Here is a 23,450-nt window from a genome sequence, read left to right on the forward strand (position 1 = left end):
GGACCTTGGACACTTGTCCGGGACGATCTACATGATGACTTCCTTCCTCTCGTAGGTCGTCCACTTGTGAGGAGCGACTTCGTGTCGCACGCGGACGCCTTTCTCACTGCGGATGCGGATGCGGGCGCGTTCGCGGCGCTGGGCTTGCAGCACGGTCGGGTGGCGGCGGTGGTCGTCGCGCCAGCGCAGGCAGTCCTGCATCTGCCGGGCGAGTGCTGGGTGGTTGGGAGGGTCGTTGTTGCCGATCTCGCTCTGCGCCTGCTTCGGGAACCGAGATCGTCAATCCGACCCGGCCCACCATCACGGACAACGCACTGGCGACCTGAGCCAGAGGTCGTTTTGATGCTTCACGACTCGACGACGATGGTGCCTATGGTCGATTCCGGGCCGGGTCCCTCCGGGCGGTCGACCTTCCACCAGCCCAGTACGTCCTCGTACTCCGGCTGGGGGATCGCACGTCCTTCGGCCGTCATCAGGCGTCCCTGATACGCCTGGGCGTAACGTGCTCGAACCGAGTAGACGCCGGGTTCGTCGGGAACAACGAGGTCGCACAACACACTTGCCCACTCGGCCGGACCCGGGTTGTCCTCCGCCAGCGCCTCGACGTCCGTGCCGGCGTTGACCACCTTCAAGTCGCCCCCGCTGCGCTGCTTGCCGTTCCATACCGACGCCTGGGCCCGATCCTGGCCCGCCAGCCCAACGATCACCTGGTTGACGGCGTTGCCGCACATCGAACAGTCGTGCAGCACGTCGAAACCGAGCTGGTGCGAACCGCCTCCTTGGACCTTCACCACGTCACCCTGGCCATCGATCCTCACGTTGCGGATCCTGAACCGTAACGGCTCCACCATCTCGGCGTCGGGCGTGAGGGCCGCGGCTCGGTGGGCATCGCTGTGACTCATGTGGTCGCTCATGTGGTCGCTCATGTGCCAAGTAAACAGGTGGCCACTGACAAAGGCGGGCCCACCCGCCAGGCCCTACTCGCGGGCGGACAGCGCGTGGGCGGGTGCCGTGCGCAGGGCCTGGCGGGTGGGGAGTTCGACCGTGACGAAGGCCGTGCAGATCACGGTCAGGGCGACGGCGGGGAGCAGCCACACCGGGCCCGCGGGCCAGGGCCGGTCCAGGAATCCGATGCCGAGAAGCGCCAGGGGGACCGCGGACAGCAGCACACCGGTGGTGAGTGCGGCGACCCCGATGACCGCGGCCTCGCGGCGCATCATCGCGAGGATCTGGCGCGGCGTGGTGCCGGTCAGCCGGAGCGTGGCGATCTCGTTCCGCCGCTGGGCAGTCGTGGCGACGAGCTTGTTGGCGATGCTGAGGAGCAGGTAGCCGAGGAGTACGACGACGGTGGCCAGGTTGATCCAGACCTCCGCCGGTGCGTCGCTCAGGCTCTCGCCCGCTCCGGTGTCGGTGGGCTCCAGGACCAGACCGGGGCGGGACCCGGCGAGCGTCGTGAGGGCGCGCTCTGCTGCGGCGGTGCCGTCGGTGCGTACGAGGACGCGCTGGTCGAGGCCCGCGGTGGTGTGTCCCTCGGCGAGGTCGTGGGAGAGGACGACCGGGCCGAAGCCGAGGCCGCGGTCGTAGACGGCGACGACCTTGGGGCTGACCCGGCTGCCGTCCCCGAGGACCAGGGTGATCCGCTCGCCGACACCGGCGGAGCGGGAGCGGGCGACGTCGCTGCTGACGGCGACCGTGTCGCCGCTGAGCCGGCTCAGGCTGCCGTCCTGTACGCCGAGGTCGAGGACGTCCGGCGCGTCCGGTGTCAGGATCATCGCCGAGCTGGATTCGGCCTCCGGTTCGCCGAACATCTCGTAGGCCCACACGACCGCGGTGTCACTGACCGGGGCCGCCGCCCGAACGCCGTCGGATTTCGTGACGGCGGCCAGGGTGTCGGCGGGCACGCCGCCGAGTCCCGGCGCGCTCAGGCGCTGCTGGGCGAGGGTGCCGGTGCGGGTGTCCTGCGAGGTGGCGCTCATGACGGTCGTCTGGGCCAGCGTGTAGGTCAGGACGAACACCACCGCCATGGCGAGGGCGCTGACGACCCCCGAGATGCGCAGGGCGTACGCGCGGATGTTCGCCACCGCGAGCCAGGTCGGGGCCGAGACGCCGGGCCGCAGACGCCGTACTGCCGTGTCACCGATGGCGCGGACCAGGGCGGGTCCCGCCAGGGCCAGGCCGATCGCCCCGATGATGCCGGCCATGGAGGTGGCCGCCGCGCCGAGGACCGTACGGCTCAGCAGAGGCACCACCGAGAGCGTCATGGCGGCGACGATCAGCAGCAGACCGGCACGGGCGCGGACCTTCGAGGGGGTACGGGGCTCGCTGCGCGACTCGGCGACCGCCTCGGTGGCCGGCATGCGCGAGGTGCGCCACGCGGCGCTCCGGGCCGACACCTGGACGGCGAGGCCAAGGAGCAGCACGGTGGCGAGCGCGGGCAGCGGGCTGTAGGTGAGCGGCAGGCTCTCCGGGATGACCTCGCGGTCGACCAGCATCTGCCGGAACTGCCCGGCCAGCAGGTAGCCGAGGGCCACCCCGGGTACGGCCGCCACGGCGGCGATGAGCGAGGCCTGCGTGGCCGCGAGCCGCCTGATCTGCCGGGGAGTCGCGCCGACGGCCCGCATCAGGGCCAGGTCGCGGCGCTGGCCGCCGACCGACACGGCCAGCGCGCTCGCCAGGACGAACCCGATGATCAGCACGATGATCCCGGAGAGCGAACCGGCGAGCAGGATCAGCAGCGATCGGGCCGCGCCCGACCCCGGGGAGGCGATGTCACCGCGGTCGGAGCCGGTGGACGCGATCAGGTCGGTGTTGGTGGCTTTGCCGGAGCCGCTGCTAGAGCCACTTCCGGAGCCGCTGTCGGAGCCTTTGGCGGTGCTTTTGCCCCTGGTGCTCGCGTCCTTGTCGATCTCCTCGCGGGCCGCGGCGGCCACCGAGCCCTCGGCGCCGGGCTCGGTGCGCAGCCCGACGAGGTCCACGGTCCCGGCCCGCGCTCCGTCGGCGCGGCCGGACAGCCGCAGGGCCGTCGGGTCGGCGAAGAGGATGCCGGCGCCCGGGGCGTCGACCACGGCCGTGACGCGGTACGCGGCGGCGGACCGGCCGGCCGCGACGACCTCGACCCGGTCGCTCGCCCGGACACCCGCGGCCTCGGCCGTCGCGCTGTCGAGAGCCACCTCGTCGGTGCCGGACGGCTTGGAGCCGTCGACCTTCGGCGCCGTGAGCAGCTTCGTCGAGGACCAGCCGTGACCGGCGGTCTGCGGCTCCTCGACCGGTACGACCCGGCCGTCGGCGTCGACCACGGCGGCCGGGAAGCTGACGTCGCCGACCGCGGCGGTGACGCCGGGCAGCCCGGCCAGCCGGTCGACCAGCCGGGCCGGGACCGTGCCGCGCTCCGGGAGGGCGATCGAAGGGTTACCGGGTATGCGGAGGTTCTGGTCGGTGGAGACCACGACGTCGACATCGGCGAGCCGCCCGGCCGGCAGCTGGGAGCGGAGGCCCGACTCGGCGAGGATGCCGGTACCGGTGATCAGTGACGCTCCGCCGAGCACCGCGCACGCCACCGCGAGGAGGGCGCTGATGCGGTGTCCGGCCATACGGACCGCGAGATGCAGCATGGTTCTAGACCTCTCCCAGCTTGACGAGGCGGTCGGCGAGTTCGGGGGCGGTGGGCCGGTACAGGCGCTCGACCACCCGGCCGTCGGCCATCACCAGCGCGTGGTGCGCCTGGGCGGCGGCGGCCGGGTCGTGGGTGACCATCACCACCGTCTGGCGCAGTTCGTCGACGAGTTCGCGCAGCAGACCGAGCACCTCGTGGGCGCTGCGCAGATCCAGGGCGCCGGTCGGTTCGTCGGCGAACACGACGGCGGGCTTGGCCACCAGTGCCCGTACGATCGCGGCTCGTTGCTGCTGACCGCCGGAGAGCTCGGCGGGCCGGTGCGACAGTCGGTCGGTGAGACCGACCCGCTCGACGAGCGTCCGTACCCACTCCTGGTCGGGGGCTCGGCCGGCCAGGCGCAGCGGCAGGGTGATGTTGTCGGCGATGCTGAGGGCCGGGACCAGGTTGTAGGACTGGAAGACGAAACCGATGTGCTCGCGGCGCAGTTCGGTGCGGCGGGTCTCGTTCAGTCCGCTGATCTCGCGGTCGCCGATGCGGATGCTTCCCGAGGTGGGGGAGTCAAGACCGGCGGCGCAGTGCATCAGCGTGCTCTTGCCGGACCCCGAGGGTCCCATCACGGCGAGGAACGTGCCGTGCGCCACGGTCAGCGACACGTCGTCGAGGGCGCGGACGTCTCCCGCGTACGTCTTGCTGACGTTGGCCAGCGTGATGGCGGGAGCGGAGGGCGCCGCCACCGGGCGGCCGGCTTCCGCGAGGGCCTCGCTCATCGTCGGCCCCGCAGGCGCAGGACGACGAGCGCGGACACGCACAGCGCGGTGACCACGCCGCAGAGGAGGTGGACCTGGGTGGAGGCGGCGCCGTACGAGGCCGCCATGTTGCCGACGGTGCTGATGACCAGCACCAGCCACAGCGCCGTACGCACGAAGCGGTTCCAGGTGATGCCGTCCCGGGTGGTGTCCCCTCGGTCGACGCCCGGCCCGGCCGGGTTGGCGTTGTCGGCAAAGCCGTCGAGGCGGTAGGGGTCCGTGGTCGTCATGGCTGTCCTCTTCGGAGTCTCGGGAGCGCAGGGTGTCGGGGTCTCGCATCGCTTCGGGCCCTGAGCGGGTCGGGTCCCTCTGTCGTGCCACCGAATTTACGGATCAGGACCCCGGGCGGCCGAGCCCGCCAGCAGCCCGAGTGGGGGTACAGCAGGCTGTACCTCTACTCTCCTCATCGACAGCGAACCGGTCGCCCGGCCGGGGCTGTTGCGGATGAAGAGGGGGAGTGGGTTGATGCCGAGCTCTACCGGCGAGGGCGGGTCCGGGAGCAGACCCGAAGGCAGGCCCGGGATCCGGGCCACCGTGGTCCGGGCGGCCAACGAGGCCGTCGCCGCGCTCGGAGAGCTGGTCGGCGGACTCGGTACGGCGCTGCTGGCGCTGGTCGTCCTGATCTGGTCGGCCGTGACCGCCGTGACGTCCCTGGTGGGTGTCGGACTGCTGATGGCACCGGCCCTGCTGCGTGCCTTGCACGCGCTCGCGGGACGCGAACGCCACCGGCTCGGCCGACGGGGCCCCGAGGTCTTCGCCCCGGACCCGGCGCCGACCCGGCTCAGGCTCGCCCTCGTCGACCCGACCACGCGACGGGAACTGCGCTGGCTGGCCCGGCACGCCTCGCTGGGCCTGCTGCTCGGCCTCAGCGGCGTGCTGCTCCCGGTGCTGGCCGCGCGCGACGTCACCTTCCCGCTGTACTGGCGCCTGCTGCCGGAGGACGCGACCAGTACGTCCCTGGGGATCGGGGTCGCTCAGACCTGGGCCGACGCGCTCGCCGCCGCCCTGCTCGGACTCGGCTGGACCGCCATCATCCTGGGCCTCACCCCCGCCATGGCGCGGCTCCAGGCGCGGCCGGGGCGCATCCTGCTCGCGGCCGGGCCGGACACGGACCTGTCCCTGCGCGTCGCGGAACTCACCGCCACCAGGGCGGCCGCCCTGGACGCCCACGCCATCGAACTGCGGCGCATCGAGCGCTCGTTGCACGACGGCACCCAGAACCGGCTCGTCACCGTCGCCGTGCTGCTCGGCGCCGCGCGCCGCATGGTGGCCCGTGACCCGTCGGGCGCCGACGAACTCCTCGAACGGGCCCAGAGCGCCGCCGAGCAGGCCCTGTCCGAGCTGCGCTCGGTAGCCCGGGGCATCCTGCCGCCCGTACTGGCCGACCGGGGGCTCGCAGGCGCGCTCACCGGACTCGCCGCGAGCTGTCCGGTGCCCTGCCGGATCGACGTCGAGGCGCCCGAGCGGTGCGCCGCGTCCGTGGAGGCCACCGCCTACTTCGTGGTGGCCGAGACGCTGACGAACATCGCCAAGCACAGCGGGGCGCGGCAGGCCGGAGTCACGGTCCGCAGCCGGGGCGGCCGGCTGTTCCTGGACATCACCGACGACGGCCGGGGCGGCGCCGACGAGGCCGGCGGCTCCGGGCTCACCGGTATCCGCAACCGGATCGCCGCCCACGACGGAACCCTCGAACTGGCCAGCCCGCCCGGCGGCCCGACAACTCTCAAGGTGGAACTGCCATGCGGATTGTGATCGCCGAGGACGACCCGCTGCTGCGGGAGGGGCTCGCGCTGCTGCTGCGCGCCGAGGGCCTCGACGTGGTGGCCACGGCCGGCACCGCCGACGGCATCCTCGACGCCATCGACACCCACAAGCCCGACGTCGCCATTCTCGACGTACGGATGCCGCCGACGCACACCGACGAGGGGATCGTCGCGGCTGTCGAGGCCCGGCGGCGCATGCCCGACCTCGCTGTCCTCGTCCTCTCGGCGTACGTCGAGCAGTCGTTCGCCACGGAGCTGCTCGGCGGCGGGGTCACCGGGCTCGGCTATCTGCTCAAGGAGCGGGTCGGCCGGGTCGAGGAGTTCCTGGACGCGCTCCACCGGGTGGCGGACGGGGGGACGGCCATAGACCCGGAGGTCGTCGCGCAGCTCTTCACCCGCAGCCGCCAGGACACCCGCCTGGAGCGGCTCAGTCCGCGCGAGCGCGACGTGCTCGGGCTGATGGCCGAAGGGCTGGGCAACGGAGCCGTCGCCGAACGGCTCGTGGTCACCGAGGGCGCCGTCCACAAACACATCCGCAGCATCTTCGCCAAGCTCGACCTGTCACCCGCCGATCAGGTGGACCGGCGGGTCGCGGCGGTCCTGAGATACCTCGACGACGCACGTCGCCGCACCTGACGGGGCGTCACGGTACGTAAGGTGCTGCTGAGGCGGCCGTTGGCCGGGTGAGGGTCCGGGGTCGGTACAGCAGGCACTACCCGCACACGGGGGTGAGCACCCCTACCGGTTGGCCCGCCTGCATGATCGTGACGCGCGGCCGGAGTTCCTAGCGTGGTGGTCACACCGCAACGGCGGCACGACCGACACCCGAGGAGCCCGCGACTCATGAAGACCAAGCTCACCTCCCGAGTGGTGGCCACGACACTGGTGACCGCGCTGGCCGGTATCGGCCTGACCCTGCCCGCGTCCGGGGCGACCGGCCCGTCCGGTACGGCGTCCGACACGACGTCCGGGTCTGCGGCCCGGTCGGCGTACGGCACGTCGCACAGCAAGGCGCTGCAGGCGGAGGTGGACGCGATCATGAAGACCGGCACCGTCGGTGTGGTGGCCCGGTCCACGGGGCCGCGAGGCTCCCGGTACGCCACCGGCGGGGTGGCCGACAAGGCCACGGACGCGGCCGCACGTCCCGGTGACCGGTTCCGTATCGCCAGCGCCAGCAAGACGTTCGTCGCCACGGTGATGCTGCAGCTCGTCGGCGAGGGGAGTGTGTCGCTGGACGACACCGTGGAGGACTGGCTGCCCGGAGTCGTGTCCGGCAACGGCAACGACGGCAGCGCGATCACCGTACGACAGCTGCTCCAGCACACCAGCGGACTGTTCAACTACACGGCGGACTTCCCCATGCTCACCAGCGCGGCCGCTTACCAGGCCGGCCGCTACACCACCTGGACTCCGGAGCAGCTGGTCGCCATCTCGATGCGGCACGCCCCGGACTTCGAGCCCGGCACCAAGTGGTCGTACTCCAACACCAACTACATCCTCGCCGGAATGATCATCCAGAAGGCCACCGGGCACAGCTGGGACAAGGAGGTCACCAAGCGCATCATCCGCCCGCTGGACCTGGACCACACCGTCGCCCCGACGACGGACTCCCGGATACGCGGCCGCCACCTGCACGGCTACTCCAGCTTCGGGGAAACGGGTCCGGGGATCGATGTCACCGCGTTCAACCCCTCAGCGGGGGGCGCGGCAGGCGCCATGATCAGCACGACGGCCGACCTGACCACCTTCTACGAGGCGCTCCTCGGCGGCCGGCTGCTGCGTCCGGCGGAGCTGGCGGCGATGAAGACGACCGTACGGGCCCCGGAGCTGGACCCCGCGTGGGACGGCGCGCGGTACGGCCTCGGCCTGATGGAGGTTCCGCTGACCTGCGGCGGCTCCTACTACAGCCACGGGGGCGACCTCCCCGGCTACACCACCCGCAACGGCGTCAGCGCCGACGGCCGCCGGACCGTCGTCCTGAACGCGACCGGCGACGGCTCGCCCGACATGTCCACCCAGCAGGCCACGAACGACCTGATCGACGACGAACTCTGCGCGTGAGGTCGGTCTGAGGCCCGGTTGCCCCCGGCCGCGACGGCCCCCCTCCGGGGGCCGTCGCGGCCGGGGCTTCGGCGGTCGGCTCAGCGCTTGAGGTCTGCCACGAAGGCCGACCACGCCGGGGACGGGAAGAGGAGTACGGGTCCGCCGTCCTGGGCGGTCTTCGAGTCGCGGACGGGTACGTGGGCGGGGAGGCCGTCGGATACCTCTACGCATTCACCGCCGGTGCCGTTGCTGTAGCTGCTTTTACGCCAGCGGGCGGCGCTCAAGTCGATCTCGATGTTTGCCATTTCGATAGTCCTCTGCCGCTGCCTGGATCATGGTCAGGGACGCCTCGGGGGACAGTGCGGCGGCCCTGAGCAGATCGTACGACTCCCGGTATTGCTTCACGAGCGCTGGGTAGTCGATGAGTTGGCCGCTGTGCAGGCTCTCCGCGTACACCACCGGAGGGGCGTCCGTGAAGGTCATGGTCCGAGTCATGCCCATCATGAATGGATGGGCCACGGCGGTTTCCGGAACGATCTGCAAAATAGACCGGGTGGTCTTGGCCACCTCCACGATGTGCTCCAGCAACTCGGCCATTTCCTCGTCCGGGAGGGTCCGGCGGCGGATGAGCGACTCGTCGAGGATCGCCCAGAACGCAGGAGGTTTCTCAGAATTGAAGAGATCTGCCCGCGCCATGCGTGCCGCCACCTTCTTCTCGACCTCGTCGTCCTGGGCCCGGGGCATGGCAGCCTGCACGATGGCGCGTGTGTACGTTGCCGTCTGGAGGAGCCCGGGCACGATCATCGGTGCCCAGTCCTCGATCGTCTCCGCGTGCTGCTCCATCTCCGCCACGTCGGCGAAGTACTCCGCATGCCCCGACTGCCGTGCTTTGCGGGCATCTTCACAGCGCCGTTGGAAAAAGCCGTCCGTGCCCAGCTTCTCGTCCACATGCCGGGCCAGATCCGTCGGCATGCGCCGCTCCCCGCGCTCGATCTGGCTGAGGAACGGGACGCCACGGAAACTTCCCTCGGCCAGCTGTTCGAGGGTGAGCCCCGCGAGTTCTCTCTTGAAGCGCAACTCGGCGCCGTAGAAGGAGGGGACGTTCGCCGACGCGTCCGGATCCTTGCGGGAGGACACAACCCACCACCACCGTTTGCTAGTTGCTTTGTGAAACCCAAACCCCTTCTACGGTACGTCGATCCGCGTCACTGTGTGACTGAATCGTCACGCAGCGCACGCGGTGCGCATGAACAGGGAGGCGTACCCATGCACCACCGCCCCACCCCCGCCGGCGTCCCGGCGGCAGAGGATCCGCCTGACCTGGAGGTCGAGCTGCTGGCCGTCGCGAAGGCCGTGTCCGAGGTGCGGCATGCCGTACGGAGCCATCTCGGCGGCCCCTGCGCCGAAGAGCAGCTCTGTGTGAGTGAGTTGCTGGGCAACGTGATCCGGCACGTGGGGGAGGGCACCCCCGTCCGCGTACGGGTGGCGAGAGTGGCGCGGACGGGCGGGAGCCGGACACGGGTCGAGGTCACGGACCCCGATCCGCGCGTGCTTCCTGTGCTGCTTCACGCGAGGGATGACGACGAGTTCGGGCGGGGCCTGGCGGTGCTCGACGCGGTGGCGTTGCGGTGGGGCGTGGAACAGGGGCACGCGTCGAAGACGGTGTGGTGTGAAGTGGGGGAGGCGTAGTGCTGCCGCGACCTCTGCCTCTGGTGCTGCCGCTGGTGCTGATGCTGGTGGGGCGTCTGCTCGAGTGGCTTCTACCGGGTGGTGGCAGACACCGGGCCGAGTCCATCGGGGCGGGGGTGCCCGCGTCCCGATGGACTCGGGTGGGGCCGCGCGTGGAGCCACCGCCCCGGCCGCGCAGCCCGTACGCCCGCGAAGCCGCCACGGACCACCGCGTCGACGTCACCGACGTTCCGCTCACACGCCCCTACTACCGCGCGGCGGAGAAGCGCCGGCTCCAGTCCGAGCGCCGGTTGGCCTTGGCTTTGGCCTTGGACGGCGTGGACTACGGGCCCCTGTGGTCAGCATTCACGGCGTGCCGGTAGCTGCTGCCTGATTCGGGCGGTGCGGACATGCCGATGGGGCCGAGCTCGGGCTCGGCCCCATCGGTGACGTCGGTGAGCTGCCGGGTCAGGGTGCGTGGCTGTCGGCGCCGAGCGCAAGGGCTTCAAGCTGACCGAGACCCGCTCCGGGCGCTGGGTTGACCTGGTCAAGACGGATGCTTCTCATTGGCAGGCCAAGGACCACACGGGCCGCACCGCCGTCTTCGACCTCAACCCCGCGGGCGATCTCGCCAAGACCACCGACACCGATATACGAATATACGAACTCGTTCACGTGCAAGACGATCGCCAGGACCCTCGGCAAGGGAGAAGTTCTGGCCCTCCGTGGCATCTACTAGGAGAAACAATGAGTCGGCCGGGGCGAACCACACGACTACCTCTCGTGGCAGCCATGATGATGCTGGCTGTGGCCTGCACATCGGTGAGCAGCAGTGACGGAGGCGAGGAGGCGGCATCCTGCGCCTACCGTGTCCTCTACCAGGACCGCATGTACCGGGATGTCGCGAACGTGGAGTTCGCGGCGGGAGAGAAGCTCGGTTCCGCCACCATCCCGCCGTGTGAGGACACCGGTGGCCAGGACAAGGACGAGGAGTCGGCAGAGGCAACCACCGCCTACGCGGTGGACGGCGTCTCTCCCGAAGTGGCCGTCGCCGTCGGTGACAGCCCCGACGACACCACCCTCGTGGCTGCCTACTTGGGCAACAAGCTCCCCCGGGAGATACAGGAACTGATCGACGGGTCCTGATGTCGGCCGCGTCCACGCCACCGTCCGAGCGCCTCGGCGCGTTTGACGGTCTTGCCGACGTCGTGGCGCTTGGCCCGGTGTTGGCCAGCACGATCCGCCCGTCGGCCGCCTTCGGCAGCGGCAGGCCGGCCAGCGTCGCGGCGCAATCGCTTCGGCTCCAGCCAGCCGCAGTCCAAAGCCGCGTCACGGAGCTGGTCGGGAACGTGGTCCGGCACGTGGGGGAGGGGGCCCCGTCCGCGTACGGGTGGCTCGCGTGGACGGGGGCAGCGGTCGGATCCGGGTCGAGGTGACGGACCCCGACCCGCGCGCCCTGCCCGTCCTCCTGCGTGCGGCGGGGGACGACGAGTCGGGGCGGGGGCTGGCGCTGCTGGACGCGGTGGCACTCACCGCGCTGGTGGCCGAGCTGAAGAAGGACGGCTGTACGGCGCGGAGTGTTGCGGCTGTGTTGAAGACCTGGGCGGTCTGAGGCGGCCGAGGCCTGTCGGTGGGTGCGGCCGGGCATGCCGACGGGGGCCGGGGCCGGCCGGAACCGGTACCCGGCCAGAACCGGTACCCGGACAGACCTCGGCCGCGGTGGCTCCCCCTCCGCGCCACCGCGGCCGATCCCCGTCGGGAGTTGGTCTCTACTTGCCTTCCAGGTCCAGCGCGGGCGGCGCGGGAGCGTGGCTGTCCAGCGTGGTGATCGGGTCCGTGGGCGGAACCGGCGGCACCGCTGGTACCGGCGGCACCGGCGCGTGGCTGTCCTGGGTGGTGGCGGTGCCCTGGCCGGGTGCGGGCGCGTGGCTGTCGTTCGGCGTGGCGACGGTGTCCTTGCTCGGCGGAGCCGGAGCGTGACTGTCCTGGGTGGTGATGTCCTCGTTCTTTTCTGCATCGCTCATGAGTGAGAACTCCCATGGAATTGAAGGTCTTCGGTAGAGAACGCCCGTTCGGCAACTCCCCCGAGGGTCGCCGAACGGGCGTTCCGGGGCCGCACACGATATCTGTGAGGCCTGTGCCGATCCGTCTGCCCCCCGACGCGACGGGTCGATGAAGTGAAGAGTGACACCCGCTCATAAACGTTCGATGAACGCCGCCCAATACCAGGTCAGGCCGCTGCGACGGGCGTAAGTAGGCCACGCAGTTCCGCGGCCTCGGGTGCTCCCGCCTCCTCGTGGATGGTGAGCGCCTCGTTCCAGCAGGCCCGTGCACGGTCCGCCTGTCCGACGCCGTCGAGCGACCTGCCGAGGAGTGTCAGTACGTTCGCACGCATCCAGTCGCCACCGATACAACCCGTGCTGAGCGCCTGCTCGGCGTGCTGGGCGGCCTGGGCCGGCCTGCGGGCCGCGAGGTGCACCTGGGCGATGCGGAAGTGGGTGGTCCCTTCCCACAGGCGCTGCCGGTTCTCGACGAAGATCTTGAGCGCCTCGTGCAACTGGTCCAACGCCTCGGCCCTGCGGCCGGCATGGCCGAAGGCGATCCCAAGGGCGTACCTCGCATTGGCGAGCCGGACGGTCAGCCCCAACTCGTCGTAGATGGCGATGCCTTGCTGGACGAGTTCTATGCCCGCGGCCGTACGGTCCATCGAGACGAGCACACGTGAGAGGTTGCACAGGGCGCTTGCCTCACCTGGGCGGTTGCCGTCGGCACGGAAAGCGTCGATCGCCTTGAGGAGATGGGCTTCGCCGGCCGCGTGCTCGTTCCTGCAGATGGCGATGATGCCCAGCTCGTTCGGGGCGTTGCCGCTGGTCCAGGGGTCGTTGGCGGCCTGGCCGAGTACGGTGGCCCGCGCCGCCTCCTCGGCCGCCTCGTCGAAACGGCCCGCAGTGCTGAGGACCTGGGTGAGCGTGACCCGCGCACGGCCCGCGGCGTAGGCGTCCGCCAGCACGTCTGCGGCGTCCCGCGCGGCCCTCGTCGCGATCTCATAGGTCAGCGAACTGGCACCGGACTCCGCCAGGTCCTTCGAAGCCAGGAGCAGGTCGACGCCCCGCCGCAACGTGTCCGCCCCCAGCGACTGCCGCACGCAGGCCAAAATGGAAGCCGCCTCCGAATGCAGCCAGTCCAGTGCCTTCCCGTCGTCGCTGAACTCCAGACCCGCCTGATGGGTCACCTCAAGGTGGTCCACGGTGCGGTCGCCGGGCCGCTCTGTCGCGTACACGCGGGCCGCCGTGGCCAGGTAGAAGTCCAGCATCCGCGACATCGCGGCAGCCCGCTCGCCCGGTGGCTGTTCGTCCCTCTCCGCGCATGCACGCGCGTAGAGGCGGACCAGGTCGTGGTAGCGGTAGCGGCCCGGCGCCGCCGATTCCAGGAGTGAGGTGTCGACGAGCGACTCCAGCAGGTCCTCCGTCTCCTCGGCCGGCAGTTCCAGCACCGCGGCCGCCGCCGCCAGCGAGATGTCCGGGCCGTCCGCGAGACCCAGCAGCCGGAAGGCGCGGGCCTGGGCCGACTCCAGCTGCCCGTATCCCAGCTCGAAGGTGGCCTTCACGGCCAGGTCGCCGGCCTGCAGCTCGTCCAGGCGCCGCCGCTCGTCCGCGAGCTTCGCCGCCAGCACCGAGACCGTCCAGGTGCGCCGGGCCGCGAGACGGGAGGCGGCGATCCTGATCGCCAGCGGCAGGAACCCGCAGGCCGCCACCACGTCGAGCGCCGACTGACGCTCCGACGCGACCCGTTCCACGCCCACGATCTTGGTGAAGAGCTGGAGGGCCTCCTCAGGGGACATCACGTCGAGGTCGACCAGGTGGGCGCCGACCAGGTCCACCATCCGTACCCGGGAGGTCACCAGGGCGGCGCAGCCTTCCGTGCCCGGCAGCAGCGGGCGCACCTGCGCCGCGTCCCGGGCGTTGTCAAGCAGCACCATCACCCGGCGGCCGTCCAGCACCGAGCGGTACAGGGCCGCCCGCTCCTCCAGGGAGTCCGGAATGGCCGAGTCCGCGGTGCCCAGGGCGCGCAGGAAGGCGCCCAGTACCGCTTCCGGTTCGGCCGCCCGCGCGCCCGCGCCCTGCAGGTCCACGTACAGCTGCCCGTCCGGGAAGGAGCCTCGCGACTGGTGGGCGACGTGGACGGCCAGCGTGGTCTTGCCCACGCCGCCGATGCCGGCCAGCGCGGACACCGCCATCACCCGGCCCTCGGCGCTCGCCAGCACCTCGCTCAGTTCGGACACGAAGGATGCCCGGCCGGTGAAGTCCGGCACTGTCGCCGGGAGTTGGGCGGGACGCACCGGGGCGGCCGCGACCTCCGGCACCAGCGGCGCCGAGGGTTCCGCGAGGCCCGGGTCGGCCTGCAGGATGCGCTGCTGCAGTTCCTGGAGGCCCGGCCGCGGATCCACGCCCAGCTCGTCCGCCAGCAGCCGCCGGGTGTCCGCGTACGCGGCCAGGGCCTCCGCCTGCCGGCCCGAGCGGTACAGCGCCAGCATCAGCAGCTCACGCAGCCGCTCCCGCAGGGGGTGGGCCGCGGTGAGCGCCGTGAGTTCCGAGACCGCCTCCGCGTGGCAGCCCTGTTCGAGGTCCATGTCCAGGCGCGTCTCGGTGAGCTGGAGGTGCCACTCCTCCAGGCGGGTGCGCTGGGTGTCCGCGTACGGGCCCGGAACACTCGCCAGCACCTCCCCGTCCCACAGGCTCAGCGCCTTGTTCAGCAGGGCGCGGGCATGGCACAGGTCGCCCACGGCCTTCGCCTTGTCCGCGTCGGCCGCCAGTTCCTGCGCCAGGGCCACGTCCAGGCTTCCGCCCGGGCCGCCCAGGCCGCCCGAGTGGCCGGGACCGGACGGGTCGGAGAGCCGGATCGCGTAACCGCCCGACTCGCTGACCAGTACACCGGGGGAGAGGATCTTCCGCAGCCGCGAGGCATACGTACGGACGGCCGCCAGGGCCTGCGACGGCGGCTCGTCACCCCACAGGGCGTCGATCAGCTCACCCGCGGTGGCCGTGCGGCCCTCGCGGAGCAGCAGGGCGGCCAGCAGGGCGCGTTGCTGTGGGGACCCCGTAGGCAGCGCCTCCGCCCCGCGCCAGGCGCGCACCGGGCCGAGCACACTGAAGCGGATAGCCGCCGATTCCTCGGGACGCCACTGCTCCGGTACTCGCGGTACACCGTCCATCGCTGTCCCCCTGCCGAACCGTCATGACAACCAGGCCAGTTTGCCTTGTTCATGGCGGATGCGTCAGCCGTGGGAGACACCGATCACAGACCGCCGTGCCAAGTTCACCCAACTCCTCACCGGGCCCACACCCCGTCCTCGCAACCCGGGACGGGACCCCGGCATTCCAGAGACGGCCTCCCAGTAGCTGACGCCCCGTCAGATCAGCGCTACCGTATAAAGTATGGAGACCTTCCCGAAGATCATCTCGGTGGACGACCACACGGTGGAGCCCCCCAACGTCTGGCGGGACCGGCTCCCGTCCAGGTACCAGGACAGGGGGCCACGCATCGTACGCGCCCCACTGAAGGAAATGACCTTCCTGGGCGGCCGGTTCGCCCCGGTCATGGGCGCTCCCGGCGACGAAGGGCCGATCGGCGACTGGTGGGTCTACGAGGACCTGCACCGTCCGCTCACCCGTCTCGACACCGCCGTCGGGTACGACAGGGACGAGATCAAGCTGGAGGTCATCACGTACGAGCAGATGCGCCCGGGCTCGTACGACGTCCCGCAGCGCCTCGCCGACATGGACGTCAACCACGTCCAGTCCGCCCTCTGCTTCCCCACCTTCCCGCGTTTCTGCGGACAGACCTTCACCGAGGCCAAGGACCGCGAGCTGGGGCTCCTCTCCGTGCGCGCCTACAACGACTGGATGGTCGAGGAGTGGTGCGGGCCGGCGGCCCGGGGCCGGCTGATACCGCTCACGCTCATCCCTCTGTGGGACGCGGAACTGGCTGCGGCGGAGGTACGGCGCAACGCCTCCCGCGGAGTGCGGGCCGTCGCCTTCTCCGAGATACCTCCGCACCTCGGACTCCCCTCCGTTCATACGGACGAATGGGATCCGTTCCTCGCCGCCTGCGACGAGACCGGCACGGTGATCGCCATGCACATCGGGTCGAGCAGCCGCATGCCCTCCACCTCCGCCGACGCCCCGCCCGCAGTCGGCTCCACCATCACCTTCGCCAACTGCTGTTTCTCGATGGTCGACTGGTTGATGAGCGGCAAGTTCGAACGCTTCCCCAACCTCAAGGTCATGTACGCGGAGGGCCAGATCGGCTGGATCCCCTACATTCTCGAACGCGCGGACGTGGTGTGGGAGGAGAACCGCGGCTGGGGCGGCGTCGCGGACAAGGTCCACCGGCCGCCCTCCGAACTCTTCACCGAGCACGTCTACGGCTGCTTCTTCGACGACGCCTTCGGCCTGAAGAACCTGGACGCCATCGGCGTCGGCAACGTCCTCTACGAGACCGACTATCCCCACTCGGACTCCACCTGGCCCAAGTCGCGCGAGGTCGGCGAGGCCCAGATGGGTCACCTGGACGCGGACGTCGTGGACCGGATCGTCCGGCGGAACGCGATCGAGCTGCTGGGGCTGACGGCGGACGGGCTCTGGGCGTCCGCGCCTGCCTGACCGCCCGCGTCGACGTGCCTGCCCGCGCCGGGCTACCCGCCCGCGCCGGGGTCGACGTCCTCGTAGCCCTCCTTCCGCAGCCCGTAACGGTAGGCACGGTCCACCACCAGCCTCAGCAACCGGTTGATCCCCGGGATCGCCCCGAAGGCCTTGAGCAGGAACGCGGGTGGTCCGCCGTCGGCCTCGGCCGAACCGGCGGCGAGGTGTTCTCCCGCCATGGCCATCATGTCCGGCACGGTGCCACGGTCGAGGTGCGCGCCCGGGGTCCACAGCCGTGCGCGCGCCACGGCGTCGTTGCCGGTCACCTCGGCGTGCTCGACGTCGATGAGAAGCGCCAGGTGCGGGGGCATTCCCCGCAGCGCCATCGTCTCCAGGAGGGCGGGATCGTCGGTGATCGCGCCGCGGCCGCGGACATGCAGCACACCGCTGCGCCCCGGAACGAGCGCGGCGAACGAGAGCCGGTCGTCCCGCAGCAGGTTGTGGAGCGTGTCGGCGCGTTTGTTGCCCTTGCGGTCCGGGATGACGAGTGTGCGGCTGTCCAGGATCCGCGCCACCGTCTGCCGGTCCCCGCGCGGACTCGTGTCGCTCCCACCGGACGAGTCCCACGTGGACAGCGCGAGGAACGGCGACGCGGCCAGGAAGTCGGCGACGCCCGGCCGGCCCAGGGGCCCGTCACCCGTGATCCCGGCGGCCGGCTCGGCGAGGGGGGCGGGCGGCTGCCACAGCCGGGACCGGAGGACGGCCTGCGCGCAGTGCACGTACGCCTCCTCGACGTCGACGCAGACGTCCACGTCGACATCTACGGTCGTCTCCGCGCCCTTCCGGCCCTTCCGGCCCTTCCGGGCGGCCACCGAACCGTTGACGCGCAGGATCTCCCCGACTCCCGGCAGTAGGAAGAAGAGCGAGACCGGACCGTGCGGGTCGCCGGGCCCGGGCAGGGGGAACGAGATCCGCGTGGGCGAGTGGACGCGTGCGAAGCCCGGCGTCCCGCCGATGAAGGTCGTCCTGCTGGTGCCGTCGGCGTCCCGGTAGCCGAAGGCCGCGACGGGGCACCGGGCGAGGACGGTCCGGCAGCCCTCGTCGAGGGCGCTGATCTGCTTGAGCATGATGACCTGCGCCGGGCGGCCGATGGTCGTCTCGACCTCGTCCACCGTCGTCAGTCGCCGCGGGGTGCTCAACTGCTCCGGCCCCGACTGCTCTGGCCCCGACTGCTCTGGCCCCGACTGCTCTGATCCCGACCGCTCTGGTCCGAACTGCTTTGCTCGCTGCACAAGGGTTCCTCTCCGCTGTGGATGGACCGGCTCAGCTGTGGATGGACCGGCTCAGCCGTGGACGGGCCGGCTCAGCCGGGGGCGGACCGGCCCAGGCGCCAGTAGCCGACGAACGAGATGTCCCGCTTGGGCACGCCACGGTCGTTGACCAGATGCCGCCGCACAGCTGTGGCCAGCCGGGACTCGCCCGCGGCCCACGTGTAGAAGCGGCCGGGCGGGAGCGACGCGCGGCGCACCGCGTCCAGTGCCAGGGAGCCGGGCCGCAGATCCTCGTCGTCGCGGCTGAACCAGTGGACGCGGGCGCCGGCGGGCGGCTCGACGGGCCGGATGTCGGCCGCGGTCGCCACCTCCAGGTAGACCTCCGTGGCGAGGGAGGGCGGTGTGCCGTCGAGGATCGACAGGATGGCGGGCAGCGCGGTCTCGTCGCCGACCAGCAGTTGTCCTTCCGCGTGCTCCGGCAGCCGGTACATGGTGCCGACGTCGAAGATCCCGGCCGGGTCGCCCGGTTCGGCGCGACGCACCCAGGACGACATGGGTGAGTCGGAGCCACCGTGCAGCGCGAACTCGATGTCGATCTCGTCGTCCGCGGGCCGCGCGCGCCGGATCGTCAGGTTGCGGACCCATGGGCGGACCGACTTCGGCAACACCAGGAGCTGGGCGATCCAGGCCTCGTTCGAGAGGGTCGGCATCCGTAACGCGGTCTGTCCCTCGCGTGGGAAGAACAGGCGAGCGGCCTGGTCGTTGCCGGCGACGGTGAGGTTCCGTACGGCCGGCCCGCCGAGGGTGACGCTCGCGAAGCCCGGGGTGAGGAACTCGCGACGGCGCACCTCCAGCGTGAGCATCGTGCGCGACTCGGGCAGGTACACCTTGGGGATCACCGAGGTCTGCCCGCATCGGGCATGGCCTTGTTTTCGCAGGTCATGCCACTATTGTGAACAATAGCTCAGCTCTCTGGCTACTCGCTTTTCATGCCCCCCAGGAGGTCTCCGGATGCCGTCGGCCGACCGCCGTCTTCAGCCACGTCGCAAGCCTCGCCAGGTGCGTGCCGAACTCACCCGCGAGCGCATACTCGCCGCCGCTGCTCACGTTTTCGTCGAGTTCGGGTACGCCGCGGGCACGACCAACCGCATCGCCGAACGCGCCCGTATCTCCATCGGCTCGCTCTACCAGTACTTCCCGAACAAGGACGCCATCCTCGCCGAGCTGCTGGTGCGGCACATCGACCGTGGCGCGTGGACGCAGACCGACCAACTCGACCTGTCCGCAGGGACCTTGGAGGCAACGGTGCGGGCGCTGGTCCGCGACGCGATCGACAACCACCGCGACGATCCGCAGTTGCTGCGGATCATGATCGAGGAGGCGACGCTCTCGCAGGAACTGCTCGACACGATCGACCGGCACGGCAGGGCTCGCGTCGGTCAGGTGCGTGATCTCCTGGCCCGGCACCCGGACGTCCACGTGAGGGACCTCGACACCGCGGCCGAACTGATCGTGTTCACCGTGGAGTTGAACACGCACAAGCTCATGGCCGACCCGCGGGCCATCCCGGTGGAGACGTTCGAGAGCGAACTGGTCGACATGGTCACCCGCTACCTGCGCGGCGACCGGTAGCCGCTCACCGGTACGGCGCCCCGCGTCGTGACCGACCCGGGGGGTCGGAGCACAAGCGCGCGAGGCCGGTCCACGAACGAGCGAGGCGGCTCTACGGACAAGCGCACGGGGCTTGTCTGACGGGCCGTCAGCTATGACGATGGGTGTCGTCCGAGTGAGGTGACAGGCCGTCACTTGAGGGGTGCCGCTCATGCAGATCCCGCCCGAAGGGCGACTGGCGTACGGGATGCAGCTCCCGGTCCAGTCGCAGAGCACCCTCTACGCCGAGGCGTGGGAGGCCGACGCCGGCCCGGACGATCTCGTGAAGATCGCCCGGACTGCCGACGGCTCCGGCTTCGCGTACCTCGCGAGCTGTGACCACGTCGCCATCCCGCGAAGGCTCGCCGCCGCGATGAGTACCGTCTGGTACGACCCCGTCGCCACCCTCGCCTTCCTGGCCGGGGTCACCGAACGGGTGCGGCTGCTCAGCCATGTCGCGGTCGTCGGACTGCGGCACCCCCTCGCCACCGCCAAGCAGTACGCGACTCTCGACCACCTGAGCGGCGGGCGGCTGATCCTCGGGGTCGGCGCCGGGCACGTACAGGAGGAGTTCGAGGCGCTGGGGGCCGACTTCGAGCGGCGCGGGGCCGTGCTGGACGAGTCCATCGACGCGCTGCGGGCCGCGCTGGGCCCTGACGAGTTCCCCTCCCACCACGGGAAGCTGTACGACTTCGAGGGGCTCGGCCAGCGGCCCCGGCCCGCGCAGGAACGGGTGCCCGTATGGGTCGGCGGGTCCTCGCCCGCCGCCGTCCGGCGGGCCGCGGTCAAGGGGGACGGGTGGCTGCCGCAGGGCGATCCGCGGGAGCGGTTGCCCGAGCAGATCGCCCGGCTCGGGCGGTTGCGGGAGGAGGCGGGGGTTGGCGCCCCTCTCACCGTCGGTGCGATTACCGAGCCGCTGTATGTGGGCCAGGCCTCGTGGGATGTGGGGCGGCGCACGGTTTCCGGCACGCCGGAGGTGATCGCCGAGTCGTTGCGGGAGTACGGGGCGATGGGCGTGCATCAGATTCAGGTGCGGTTCCGCAGCCGTAGCCGCAGTGAACTCACCGACCAGATGGCCGCGTTCGGGGCCGAGGTGGCACCCCTGCTGTAGGGGTCGCCCCGTCCCCGGTCCACACGACCGGGGACGGGGCGCCCCTCGTACGACCGCTACCGGAGAGCCGGGTCCCAGCCGCTCAGGCCGGTCCGGCAGCGGGCGCAGCGGCATGGGGGCCACTCGCGAGCATCCGCCGGCCGCTCGCAGCCATGCCTGCTCGTCACCGTGCGCTCCTCGACCTGGCCGTCGGGTTCGTCGCTGTCGGGGCTGACCCGGTAGGTTCGGATCGTCAGCCGGGACACCCCTCCTTCCGGGTACCGCCCGGCCTTCACCGCGCCCCACCGCCCATGCCCGGAACGTGGCAGGAGCACGGGCAGGGGGACATCAACAGCAGCCCCATGGCGCCAGGCAGCGGCACGTTGGACGTCTGGCGACAGCGCCGATGCAGGTCCTCGTCACCGGGCCGCCCGGCGAGCGCGCACTCGGCGGACAGCGCTGCGTCCGCCTCCGGCGTCCTCAACACGCCACCACTCCTTCGACACCGACGACATGCCGGTCGAGGTCGATACCGAAGTCGGCGGCGAGAACGAGCGCGGTCCGGCGCCGCGACTGCCGGGCTCGCTCCTGCTCGACGGCGACGAGGTAGGGGCGGACCAAGGGGGAAGCGCCCCCGTCGAGTGGTGCTTCGGCCCGGCCGTACGGGGAGCGGGGCTCCGGGGGCCAGACCGCGGTGGCGCGGGGTGCCGCCGCTCGGAGCGCTGCGGCCGGTGCGCAGTGGTGGCGAACAGCCCGCCGCCTCCCGGTGCCGGGAGCGAGTACGCCCAGAACCCATCGCAGCAACGTGTGGATAATGCTCACCGTCATCAACTCCATGCAGTTGGTGGCCATGCCCCGGGGCCGTGCCAGGCCGCCGGGGTCTTTCGACAACTGAGCATACGCGTATTCGCGCATTCGCGGTCGCTCGATTACGCGAAGACGCATACGTTCGAAGCATGGATCTTGACCGTGCCAAGCCCGTCTGGCCCCAGATCGCGGAAGAACTGCGCCGCCGAATCGATGTCGGCACGTACGCGCCCGGCAGTAGGTTCCCCGCCGTGGTGGATCTCGCCACCGAGTTCGACGTTGCCGCGTCGACGGTGCAGAAGGCTGTGGCTGCCCTTCGCGCGGAGGGCGGGCTCCGTACCGTGCTGGGGCAAGGCTCGTTCGTCGCCGATCAGGGGAACTGACCCGCGTCTTTCGAGACTTGGGCGGCGCCCGGCACGCATCGAACTGGGTCAGCGCAGGGTCTCGATGGCCCTCAGGATCAGGGCGCGTGCCTTGGCCCCGTACACGGCCATGCTGCGCAGCTGCTCGAACGCCTTCAGGTAGAGGGCGATCTCGTCGGGCTGGGTGATTCTCACGCGGGCTGACAGCAGCTCAACAGACACGAGCGTGTCGTCGTAGGCGTGGAACAACTCCTGCGGCCACAGCGCGCGTTCCCGCGTCGCCCTGGGGATGACGCCCAACGACACCGCCGGGAGGGCGCCGGCGGCGAGCAGGTAGCCGAGCTGTGCGGCCATCGCATCCTCATCGCCCAACTGGTAGGAGAGAACGCTCTCTTCGACCAGCAGGACAAAACGGTGCCCGGGCTGGTGGATGACCTGCGAGCGCGCAAGGCGGGCCGCGGCGGCCTCTTCGGCATCGTCGGGGACATCGAGCAGACGGGCGTTGGCGGACAGCAAGGCGCGCGCGTAGCCCTCGGTCTGGAGCAGGCCGGGCACCAGCGTGGGGGAGTAGATCCGGAACAGCTCTGTGGACTGATAGAGCTCCACGTAGCTGTCTTGGAGCCGCTTCAGGCCTGTACGAACCCTGCGTCGCCATTCGACGTACAGCGACTCGGCGTCGCGCGACTGAGCGACGATGTCCGCTGCTTGGTCCTCGGCGCCGCAGGCCTGGCACCAGCGGCGGATGTCGTTCGGTGTGGGAGGGGTGCGCGCGTTCTCGATGCGGGATGTCTTCGGATGCGTCCAGCCGCAGCGCACGGCCAGCTCGGTCCCGGTGATGCCTGCGTCGGCACGCAGTTCTCGCAGGCGCTGTGCGACCCGTTCGCGCGCGGCCTGGGCCGAGGAGGACGGGGAGCTGGGCATGAGCTGACCGGGCACCTTCCGTGCTAGCGGATCTTGTAGTCCTCGTGCGGTGTTGCGCGTGCCCACACCGCTTCGAAGGCGTCTGCGCACAGCCTGACCGAGGCTGGATCCTCGCTGATCTCCCCGCCGCCGGAGGAGCCGTCGCCGGTGAAGTGGTTCCACCGGATGACCCGGCCGTCGATCAGCCAGAAGTCGTTGCCGGGCAGCGCGATGTCGGAGGCACGCCGACGGGGCAGCCACCGCACACGCTCACCCGCCTCCACGTTGACGACGGTGCCCGCGTGTTCGTACCGAATGTAGTCGCTGACCGGCTCAGACACGATGCGGGCCCGGCGCACAATCACCCCACGCGCCACCGTGGTCCGGATCAGCCGCACCCATGGCGCCCAGTACGGCGATCCGGGGTCAGCGTCGCGTTCCCCAGTGGTTCCCCAACGGGCGAAGTCATCGGCCTCACCGGTGACTCCGTATGCGTCGCGCATCTCCAGGTGGACGGCTGACCGCTGAGCACTGTTCAACAGTTCATCGAAGCTGGCTACGTTCTGCGGCATCGCAGGCCTTCCTCAGAATCGGCACCATGCGGGCTGGGATACGGACGACTGCCTCGTGACCGGGGATGCCTGCCGTGTGTCCCGGTGCCTCGAACGCAGCGCATTCGGCTTCGAGTTCGAGCGTCGGCTTCCACCCCTGAATGACCAGATCGTTGCTGCTCTCGTCGACCCAGACTGTGGGGCTCTCGCCCGTTCCCGTATTCGGGTCGATGCCGATGAACCGTAGTGTCATCGCCGCCTCCGGCACTCTTGATGTGCACTGAT

26 protein-coding genes and 1 pseudogene are annotated in these 23,450 nt (G+C 70.8%); 11 read left to right on the forward strand and 16 right to left on the reverse strand.

Annotated elements, in window-relative coordinates:
- Nucleotides 1–347 precede the first annotated feature (347 nt).
- The 4 genes from AB0D14_RS18445 to AB0D14_RS18460 are packed head-to-tail and all read right to left on the reverse strand — an operon-like array spanning nucleotide 348 to nucleotide 4,649.
- Nucleotides 348–926: a hypothetical protein gene (locus AB0D14_RS18445; protein ID WP_362780093.1), complete on the reverse strand. Its 579-nt coding sequence runs from the start codon at nucleotides 924–926 to the stop codon at nucleotides 348–350.
- A gap of 51 nt (nucleotides 927–977) precedes the next feature.
- Entirely contained in the window at nucleotides 978–3,611 is a 2,634-nt protein-coding gene (locus tag AB0D14_RS18450; protein WP_362780095.1) for an FtsX-like permease family protein, read from the reverse strand.
- 4 nt (nucleotides 3,612–3,615) lie between these two features.
- On the reverse strand, nucleotides 3,616–4,380 hold the full coding sequence (locus tag AB0D14_RS18455) for an ABC transporter ATP-binding protein (protein ID WP_362780097.1): 765 nt from the start codon (nucleotides 4,378–4,380) through the stop codon (nucleotides 3,616–3,618).
- Entirely contained in the window at nucleotides 4,377–4,649 is a 273-nt protein-coding gene (locus AB0D14_RS18460; protein WP_362780100.1) for a hypothetical protein, read from the reverse strand. The genes AB0D14_RS18455 and AB0D14_RS18460 overlap by 4 nt, the downstream gene beginning before the upstream one ends.
- Before the next feature lie 235 nt (nucleotides 4,650–4,884).
- On the opposite strand from AB0D14_RS18460, the gene AB0D14_RS18465 reads away from it, so the two are divergent.
- From AB0D14_RS18465 to AB0D14_RS18475, 3 genes are all read left to right on the forward strand, one after another.
- Complete coding sequence (locus tag AB0D14_RS18465) at nucleotides 4,885–6,171, forward strand: sensor domain-containing protein (protein WP_362780103.1); 1,287 nt, start codon at nucleotides 4,885–4,887, stop codon at nucleotides 6,169–6,171.
- The gene (locus tag AB0D14_RS18470) at nucleotides 6,159–6,818 is read left to right on the forward strand and encodes a response regulator transcription factor (RefSeq protein WP_362780106.1); all 660 of its coding nucleotides are present in this window, start codon (nucleotides 6,159–6,161) and stop codon (nucleotides 6,816–6,818) included. The genes AB0D14_RS18465 and AB0D14_RS18470 overlap by 13 nt, the downstream gene beginning before the upstream one ends.
- A gap of 207 nt (nucleotides 6,819–7,025) precedes the next feature.
- A complete protein-coding gene (locus tag AB0D14_RS18475) occupies nucleotides 7,026–8,243 on the forward strand; it encodes a serine hydrolase domain-containing protein (RefSeq protein WP_362780109.1) in 1,218 nt (405 codons plus the stop codon).
- Between the two features lie 80 nt (nucleotides 8,244–8,323).
- Here AB0D14_RS18475 and AB0D14_RS18480 read toward each other — a convergent pair whose 3' ends face one another.
- Together AB0D14_RS18480 and AB0D14_RS18485 are read right to left on the reverse strand one after the other, a co-directional pair.
- Entirely contained in the window at nucleotides 8,324–8,530 is a 207-nt protein-coding gene (locus AB0D14_RS18480) for a DUF397 domain-containing protein (RefSeq protein WP_362780111.1), read from the reverse strand.
- The gene (locus AB0D14_RS18485; RefSeq protein ID WP_362780112.1) at nucleotides 8,487–9,362 is read right to left on the reverse strand and encodes a helix-turn-helix transcriptional regulator; all 876 of its coding nucleotides are present in this window, start codon (nucleotides 9,360–9,362) and stop codon (nucleotides 8,487–8,489) included. Before AB0D14_RS18485 ends, AB0D14_RS18480 begins: the two co-directional genes overlap by 44 nt.
- 129 nt (nucleotides 9,363–9,491) lie before the next feature.
- Between AB0D14_RS18485 and AB0D14_RS18490 the strand changes: the two genes are divergently transcribed.
- Nucleotides 9,492–9,914: an ATP-binding protein gene (locus AB0D14_RS18490; RefSeq protein ID WP_362780115.1), complete on the forward strand. Its 423-nt coding sequence runs from the start codon at nucleotides 9,492–9,494 to the stop codon at nucleotides 9,912–9,914.
- Nucleotides 9,914–10,276 carry a hypothetical protein gene (locus AB0D14_RS18495; RefSeq protein ID WP_362780117.1) on the forward strand — a complete coding sequence of 121 codons (363 nt, stop codon included), beginning with the start codon at nucleotides 9,914–9,916 and terminating at the stop codon, nucleotides 10,274–10,276. The genes AB0D14_RS18490 and AB0D14_RS18495 overlap by 1 nt, the downstream gene beginning before the upstream one ends.
- 85 nt (nucleotides 10,277–10,361) lie before the next feature.
- On the opposite strand, the gene AB0D14_RS18500 is transcribed toward AB0D14_RS18495, so the two are convergent.
- Complete coding sequence (locus tag AB0D14_RS18500; protein WP_362780457.1) at nucleotides 10,362–10,568, reverse strand: hypothetical protein; 207 nt, start codon at nucleotides 10,566–10,568, stop codon at nucleotides 10,362–10,364.
- A gap of 117 nt (nucleotides 10,569–10,685) precedes the next feature.
- Here AB0D14_RS18500 and AB0D14_RS18505 point away from each other — a divergent pair, with 117 nt between their 5' ends.
- Both AB0D14_RS18505 and AB0D14_RS18510 read left to right on the forward strand, forming a co-directional pair.
- Nucleotides 10,686–11,039 carry a DUF6281 family protein gene (locus tag AB0D14_RS18505; protein ID WP_362780420.1) on the forward strand — a complete coding sequence of 118 codons (354 nt, stop codon included), beginning with the start codon at nucleotides 10,686–10,688 and terminating at the stop codon, nucleotides 11,037–11,039.
- A gap of 92 nt (nucleotides 11,040–11,131) precedes the next feature.
- A pseudogene (locus tag AB0D14_RS18510) lies at nucleotides 11,132–11,505 on the forward strand (ATP-binding protein).
- A 157-nt stretch (nucleotides 11,506–11,662) separates the two neighbouring features.
- On the opposite strand, the gene AB0D14_RS18515 reads toward AB0D14_RS18510, so the two are convergent.
- Both AB0D14_RS18515 and AB0D14_RS18520 read right to left on the reverse strand, forming a co-directional pair.
- Nucleotides 11,663–11,917, reverse strand: a complete 255-nt coding sequence (locus AB0D14_RS18515) for a sigma-like protein (protein ID WP_362780119.1) — start codon at nucleotides 11,915–11,917, stop codon at nucleotides 11,663–11,665.
- Between the two features lie 206 nt (nucleotides 11,918–12,123).
- The gene (locus AB0D14_RS18520) at nucleotides 12,124–15,105 is read right to left on the reverse strand and encodes a BTAD domain-containing putative transcriptional regulator (protein WP_362780121.1); all 2,982 of its coding nucleotides are present in this window, start codon (nucleotides 15,103–15,105) and stop codon (nucleotides 12,124–12,126) included.
- Nucleotides 15,106–15,328: 223 nt separating this feature from the next.
- On the opposite strand from AB0D14_RS18520, the gene AB0D14_RS18525 reads away from it, so the two are divergent.
- Complete coding sequence (locus AB0D14_RS18525) at nucleotides 15,329–16,555, forward strand: amidohydrolase family protein (protein WP_362780123.1); 1,227 nt, start codon at nucleotides 15,329–15,331, stop codon at nucleotides 16,553–16,555.
- Between the two features lie 32 nt (nucleotides 16,556–16,587).
- Here the strand turns inward: AB0D14_RS18525 and AB0D14_RS18530 are convergent, their stop codons facing one another.
- Together AB0D14_RS18530 and AB0D14_RS18535 are read right to left on the reverse strand one after the other, a co-directional pair.
- Nucleotides 16,588–17,733 (reverse strand): pyridoxamine 5'-phosphate oxidase family protein, encoded by a 1,146-nt coding sequence (locus AB0D14_RS18530; RefSeq protein WP_362780125.1) that lies wholly within the window; start codon nucleotides 17,731–17,733, stop codon nucleotides 16,588–16,590.
- A 164-nt stretch (nucleotides 17,734–17,897) separates the two neighbouring features.
- Complete coding sequence (locus AB0D14_RS18535; protein ID WP_362780128.1) at nucleotides 17,898–18,704, reverse strand: siderophore-interacting protein; 807 nt, start codon at nucleotides 18,702–18,704, stop codon at nucleotides 17,898–17,900.
- A gap of 112 nt (nucleotides 18,705–18,816) precedes the next feature.
- On the opposite strand from AB0D14_RS18535, the gene AB0D14_RS18540 reads away from it, so the two are divergent.
- Nucleotides 18,817–19,437, forward strand: a complete 621-nt coding sequence (locus AB0D14_RS18540; RefSeq protein WP_362780130.1) for a TetR/AcrR family transcriptional regulator — start codon at nucleotides 18,817–18,819, stop codon at nucleotides 19,435–19,437.
- Nucleotides 19,438–19,627: 190 nt separating this feature from the next.
- Complete coding sequence (locus tag AB0D14_RS18545) at nucleotides 19,628–20,566, forward strand: LLM class F420-dependent oxidoreductase (protein ID WP_362780133.1); 939 nt, start codon at nucleotides 19,628–19,630, stop codon at nucleotides 20,564–20,566.
- A gap of 271 nt (nucleotides 20,567–20,837) precedes the next feature.
- Here AB0D14_RS18545 and AB0D14_RS18550 read toward each other — a convergent pair whose 3' ends face one another.
- Both AB0D14_RS18550 and AB0D14_RS18555 read right to left on the reverse strand, forming a co-directional pair.
- Entirely contained in the window at nucleotides 20,838–21,032 is a 195-nt protein-coding gene (locus AB0D14_RS18550; protein WP_362780136.1) for a hypothetical protein, read from the reverse strand.
- Nucleotides 21,026–21,373, reverse strand: coding sequence for a hypothetical protein (locus tag AB0D14_RS18555; RefSeq protein ID WP_362780423.1), 348 nt, complete (start codon nucleotides 21,371–21,373; stop codon nucleotides 21,026–21,028). The genes AB0D14_RS18550 and AB0D14_RS18555 overlap by 7 nt, the downstream gene beginning before the upstream one ends.
- Before the next feature lie 128 nt (nucleotides 21,374–21,501).
- Here AB0D14_RS18555 and AB0D14_RS18560 point away from each other — a divergent pair, with 128 nt between their 5' ends.
- Nucleotides 21,502–21,735, forward strand: coding sequence for a winged helix-turn-helix domain-containing protein (locus AB0D14_RS18560; RefSeq protein WP_362780139.1), 234 nt, complete (start codon nucleotides 21,502–21,504; stop codon nucleotides 21,733–21,735).
- A 48-nt stretch (nucleotides 21,736–21,783) separates the two neighbouring features.
- Here the strand turns inward: AB0D14_RS18560 and AB0D14_RS18565 are convergent, their stop codons facing one another.
- Genes AB0D14_RS18565 through AB0D14_RS18575 form a run of 3 tightly spaced genes read right to left on the reverse strand, consistent with a single transcriptional unit; the run spans nucleotide 21,784 to nucleotide 23,418 of the window.
- Nucleotides 21,784–22,635: a helix-turn-helix transcriptional regulator gene (locus AB0D14_RS18565; RefSeq protein ID WP_362780141.1), complete on the reverse strand. Its 852-nt coding sequence runs from the start codon at nucleotides 22,633–22,635 to the stop codon at nucleotides 21,784–21,786.
- A gap of 23 nt (nucleotides 22,636–22,658) precedes the next feature.
- Entirely contained in the window at nucleotides 22,659–23,186 is a 528-nt protein-coding gene (locus tag AB0D14_RS18570) for a DUF6879 family protein (RefSeq protein ID WP_362780144.1), read from the reverse strand.
- Nucleotides 23,158–23,418 carry a hypothetical protein gene (locus tag AB0D14_RS18575; RefSeq protein WP_362780146.1) on the reverse strand — a complete coding sequence of 87 codons (261 nt, stop codon included), beginning with the start codon at nucleotides 23,416–23,418 and terminating at the stop codon, nucleotides 23,158–23,160. Before AB0D14_RS18575 ends, AB0D14_RS18570 begins: the two co-directional genes overlap by 29 nt.
- Between the last annotated feature and the right edge of the window lie 32 nt (nucleotides 23,419–23,450).

The sequence above is a fragment of the Streptomyces sp. NPDC048484 genome (assembly GCF_040651415.1).
Classification (GTDB): domain Bacteria; phylum Actinomycetota; class Actinomycetes; order Streptomycetales; family Streptomycetaceae; genus Streptomyces.

Bases quoted from the DNA above. Each gene is read 5' to 3' on its own strand.
- AB0D14_RS18525 (WP_362780123.1), top strand. From the start codon at position 15,329: ATGGAGACCTTCCCGAAGATCATCTCGGTGGACGACCACACGGTGGAG.
- AB0D14_RS18490 (WP_362780115.1), top strand. From the start codon at position 9,492: ATGCACCACCGCCCCACCCCCGCCGGCGTCCCGGCGGCAGAGGATCCG.
- AB0D14_RS18515 (WP_362780119.1), bottom strand. From the start codon at position 11,917: ATGAGCGATGCAGAAAAGAACGAGGACATCACCACCCAGGACAGTCAC.
- AB0D14_RS18575 (WP_362780146.1), bottom strand. From the start codon at position 23,418: ATGACACTACGGTTCATCGGCATCGACCCGAATACGGGAACGGGCGAG.
- AB0D14_RS18455 (WP_362780097.1), bottom strand. From the start codon at position 4,380: ATGAGCGAGGCCCTCGCGGAAGCCGGCCGCCCGGTGGCGGCGCCCTCC.
- AB0D14_RS18445 (WP_362780093.1), bottom strand. From the start codon at position 926: ATGAGCGACCACATGAGCGACCACATGAGTCACAGCGATGCCCACCGA.
- AB0D14_RS18460 (WP_362780100.1), bottom strand. From the start codon at position 4,649: ATGACGACCACGGACCCCTACCGCCTCGACGGCTTTGCCGACAACGCC.
- AB0D14_RS18465 (WP_362780103.1), top strand. From the start codon at position 4,885: ATGCCGAGCTCTACCGGCGAGGGCGGGTCCGGGAGCAGACCCGAAGGC.
- AB0D14_RS18560 (WP_362780139.1), top strand. From the start codon at position 21,502: ATGGATCTTGACCGTGCCAAGCCCGTCTGGCCCCAGATCGCGGAAGAA.
- AB0D14_RS18565 (WP_362780141.1), bottom strand. From the start codon at position 22,635: ATGCCCAGCTCCCCGTCCTCCTCGGCCCAGGCCGCGCGCGAACGGGTC.
- AB0D14_RS18570 (WP_362780144.1), bottom strand. From the start codon at position 23,186: ATGCCGCAGAACGTAGCCAGCTTCGATGAACTGTTGAACAGTGCTCAG.
- AB0D14_RS18545 (WP_362780133.1), top strand. From the start codon at position 19,628: ATGCAGATCCCGCCCGAAGGGCGACTGGCGTACGGGATGCAGCTCCCG.
- AB0D14_RS18555 (WP_362780423.1), bottom strand. From the start codon at position 21,373: ATGACGGTGAGCATTATCCACACGTTGCTGCGATGGGTTCTGGGCGTA.
- AB0D14_RS18520 (WP_362780121.1), bottom strand. From the start codon at position 15,105: ATGGACGGTGTACCGCGAGTACCGGAGCAGTGGCGTCCCGAGGAATCG.
- AB0D14_RS18505 (WP_362780420.1), top strand. From the start codon at position 10,686: ATGATGATGCTGGCTGTGGCCTGCACATCGGTGAGCAGCAGTGACGGA.
- AB0D14_RS18470 (WP_362780106.1), top strand. From the start codon at position 6,159: ATGCGGATTGTGATCGCCGAGGACGACCCGCTGCTGCGGGAGGGGCTC.
- AB0D14_RS18540 (WP_362780130.1), top strand. From the start codon at position 18,817: ATGCCGTCGGCCGACCGCCGTCTTCAGCCACGTCGCAAGCCTCGCCAG.
- AB0D14_RS18480 (WP_362780111.1), bottom strand. From the start codon at position 8,530: ATGGCAAACATCGAGATCGACTTGAGCGCCGCCCGCTGGCGTAAAAGC.
- AB0D14_RS18475 (WP_362780109.1), top strand. From the start codon at position 7,026: ATGAAGACCAAGCTCACCTCCCGAGTGGTGGCCACGACACTGGTGACC.
- AB0D14_RS18450 (WP_362780095.1), bottom strand. From the start codon at position 3,611: ATGCTGCATCTCGCGGTCCGTATGGCCGGACACCGCATCAGCGCCCTC.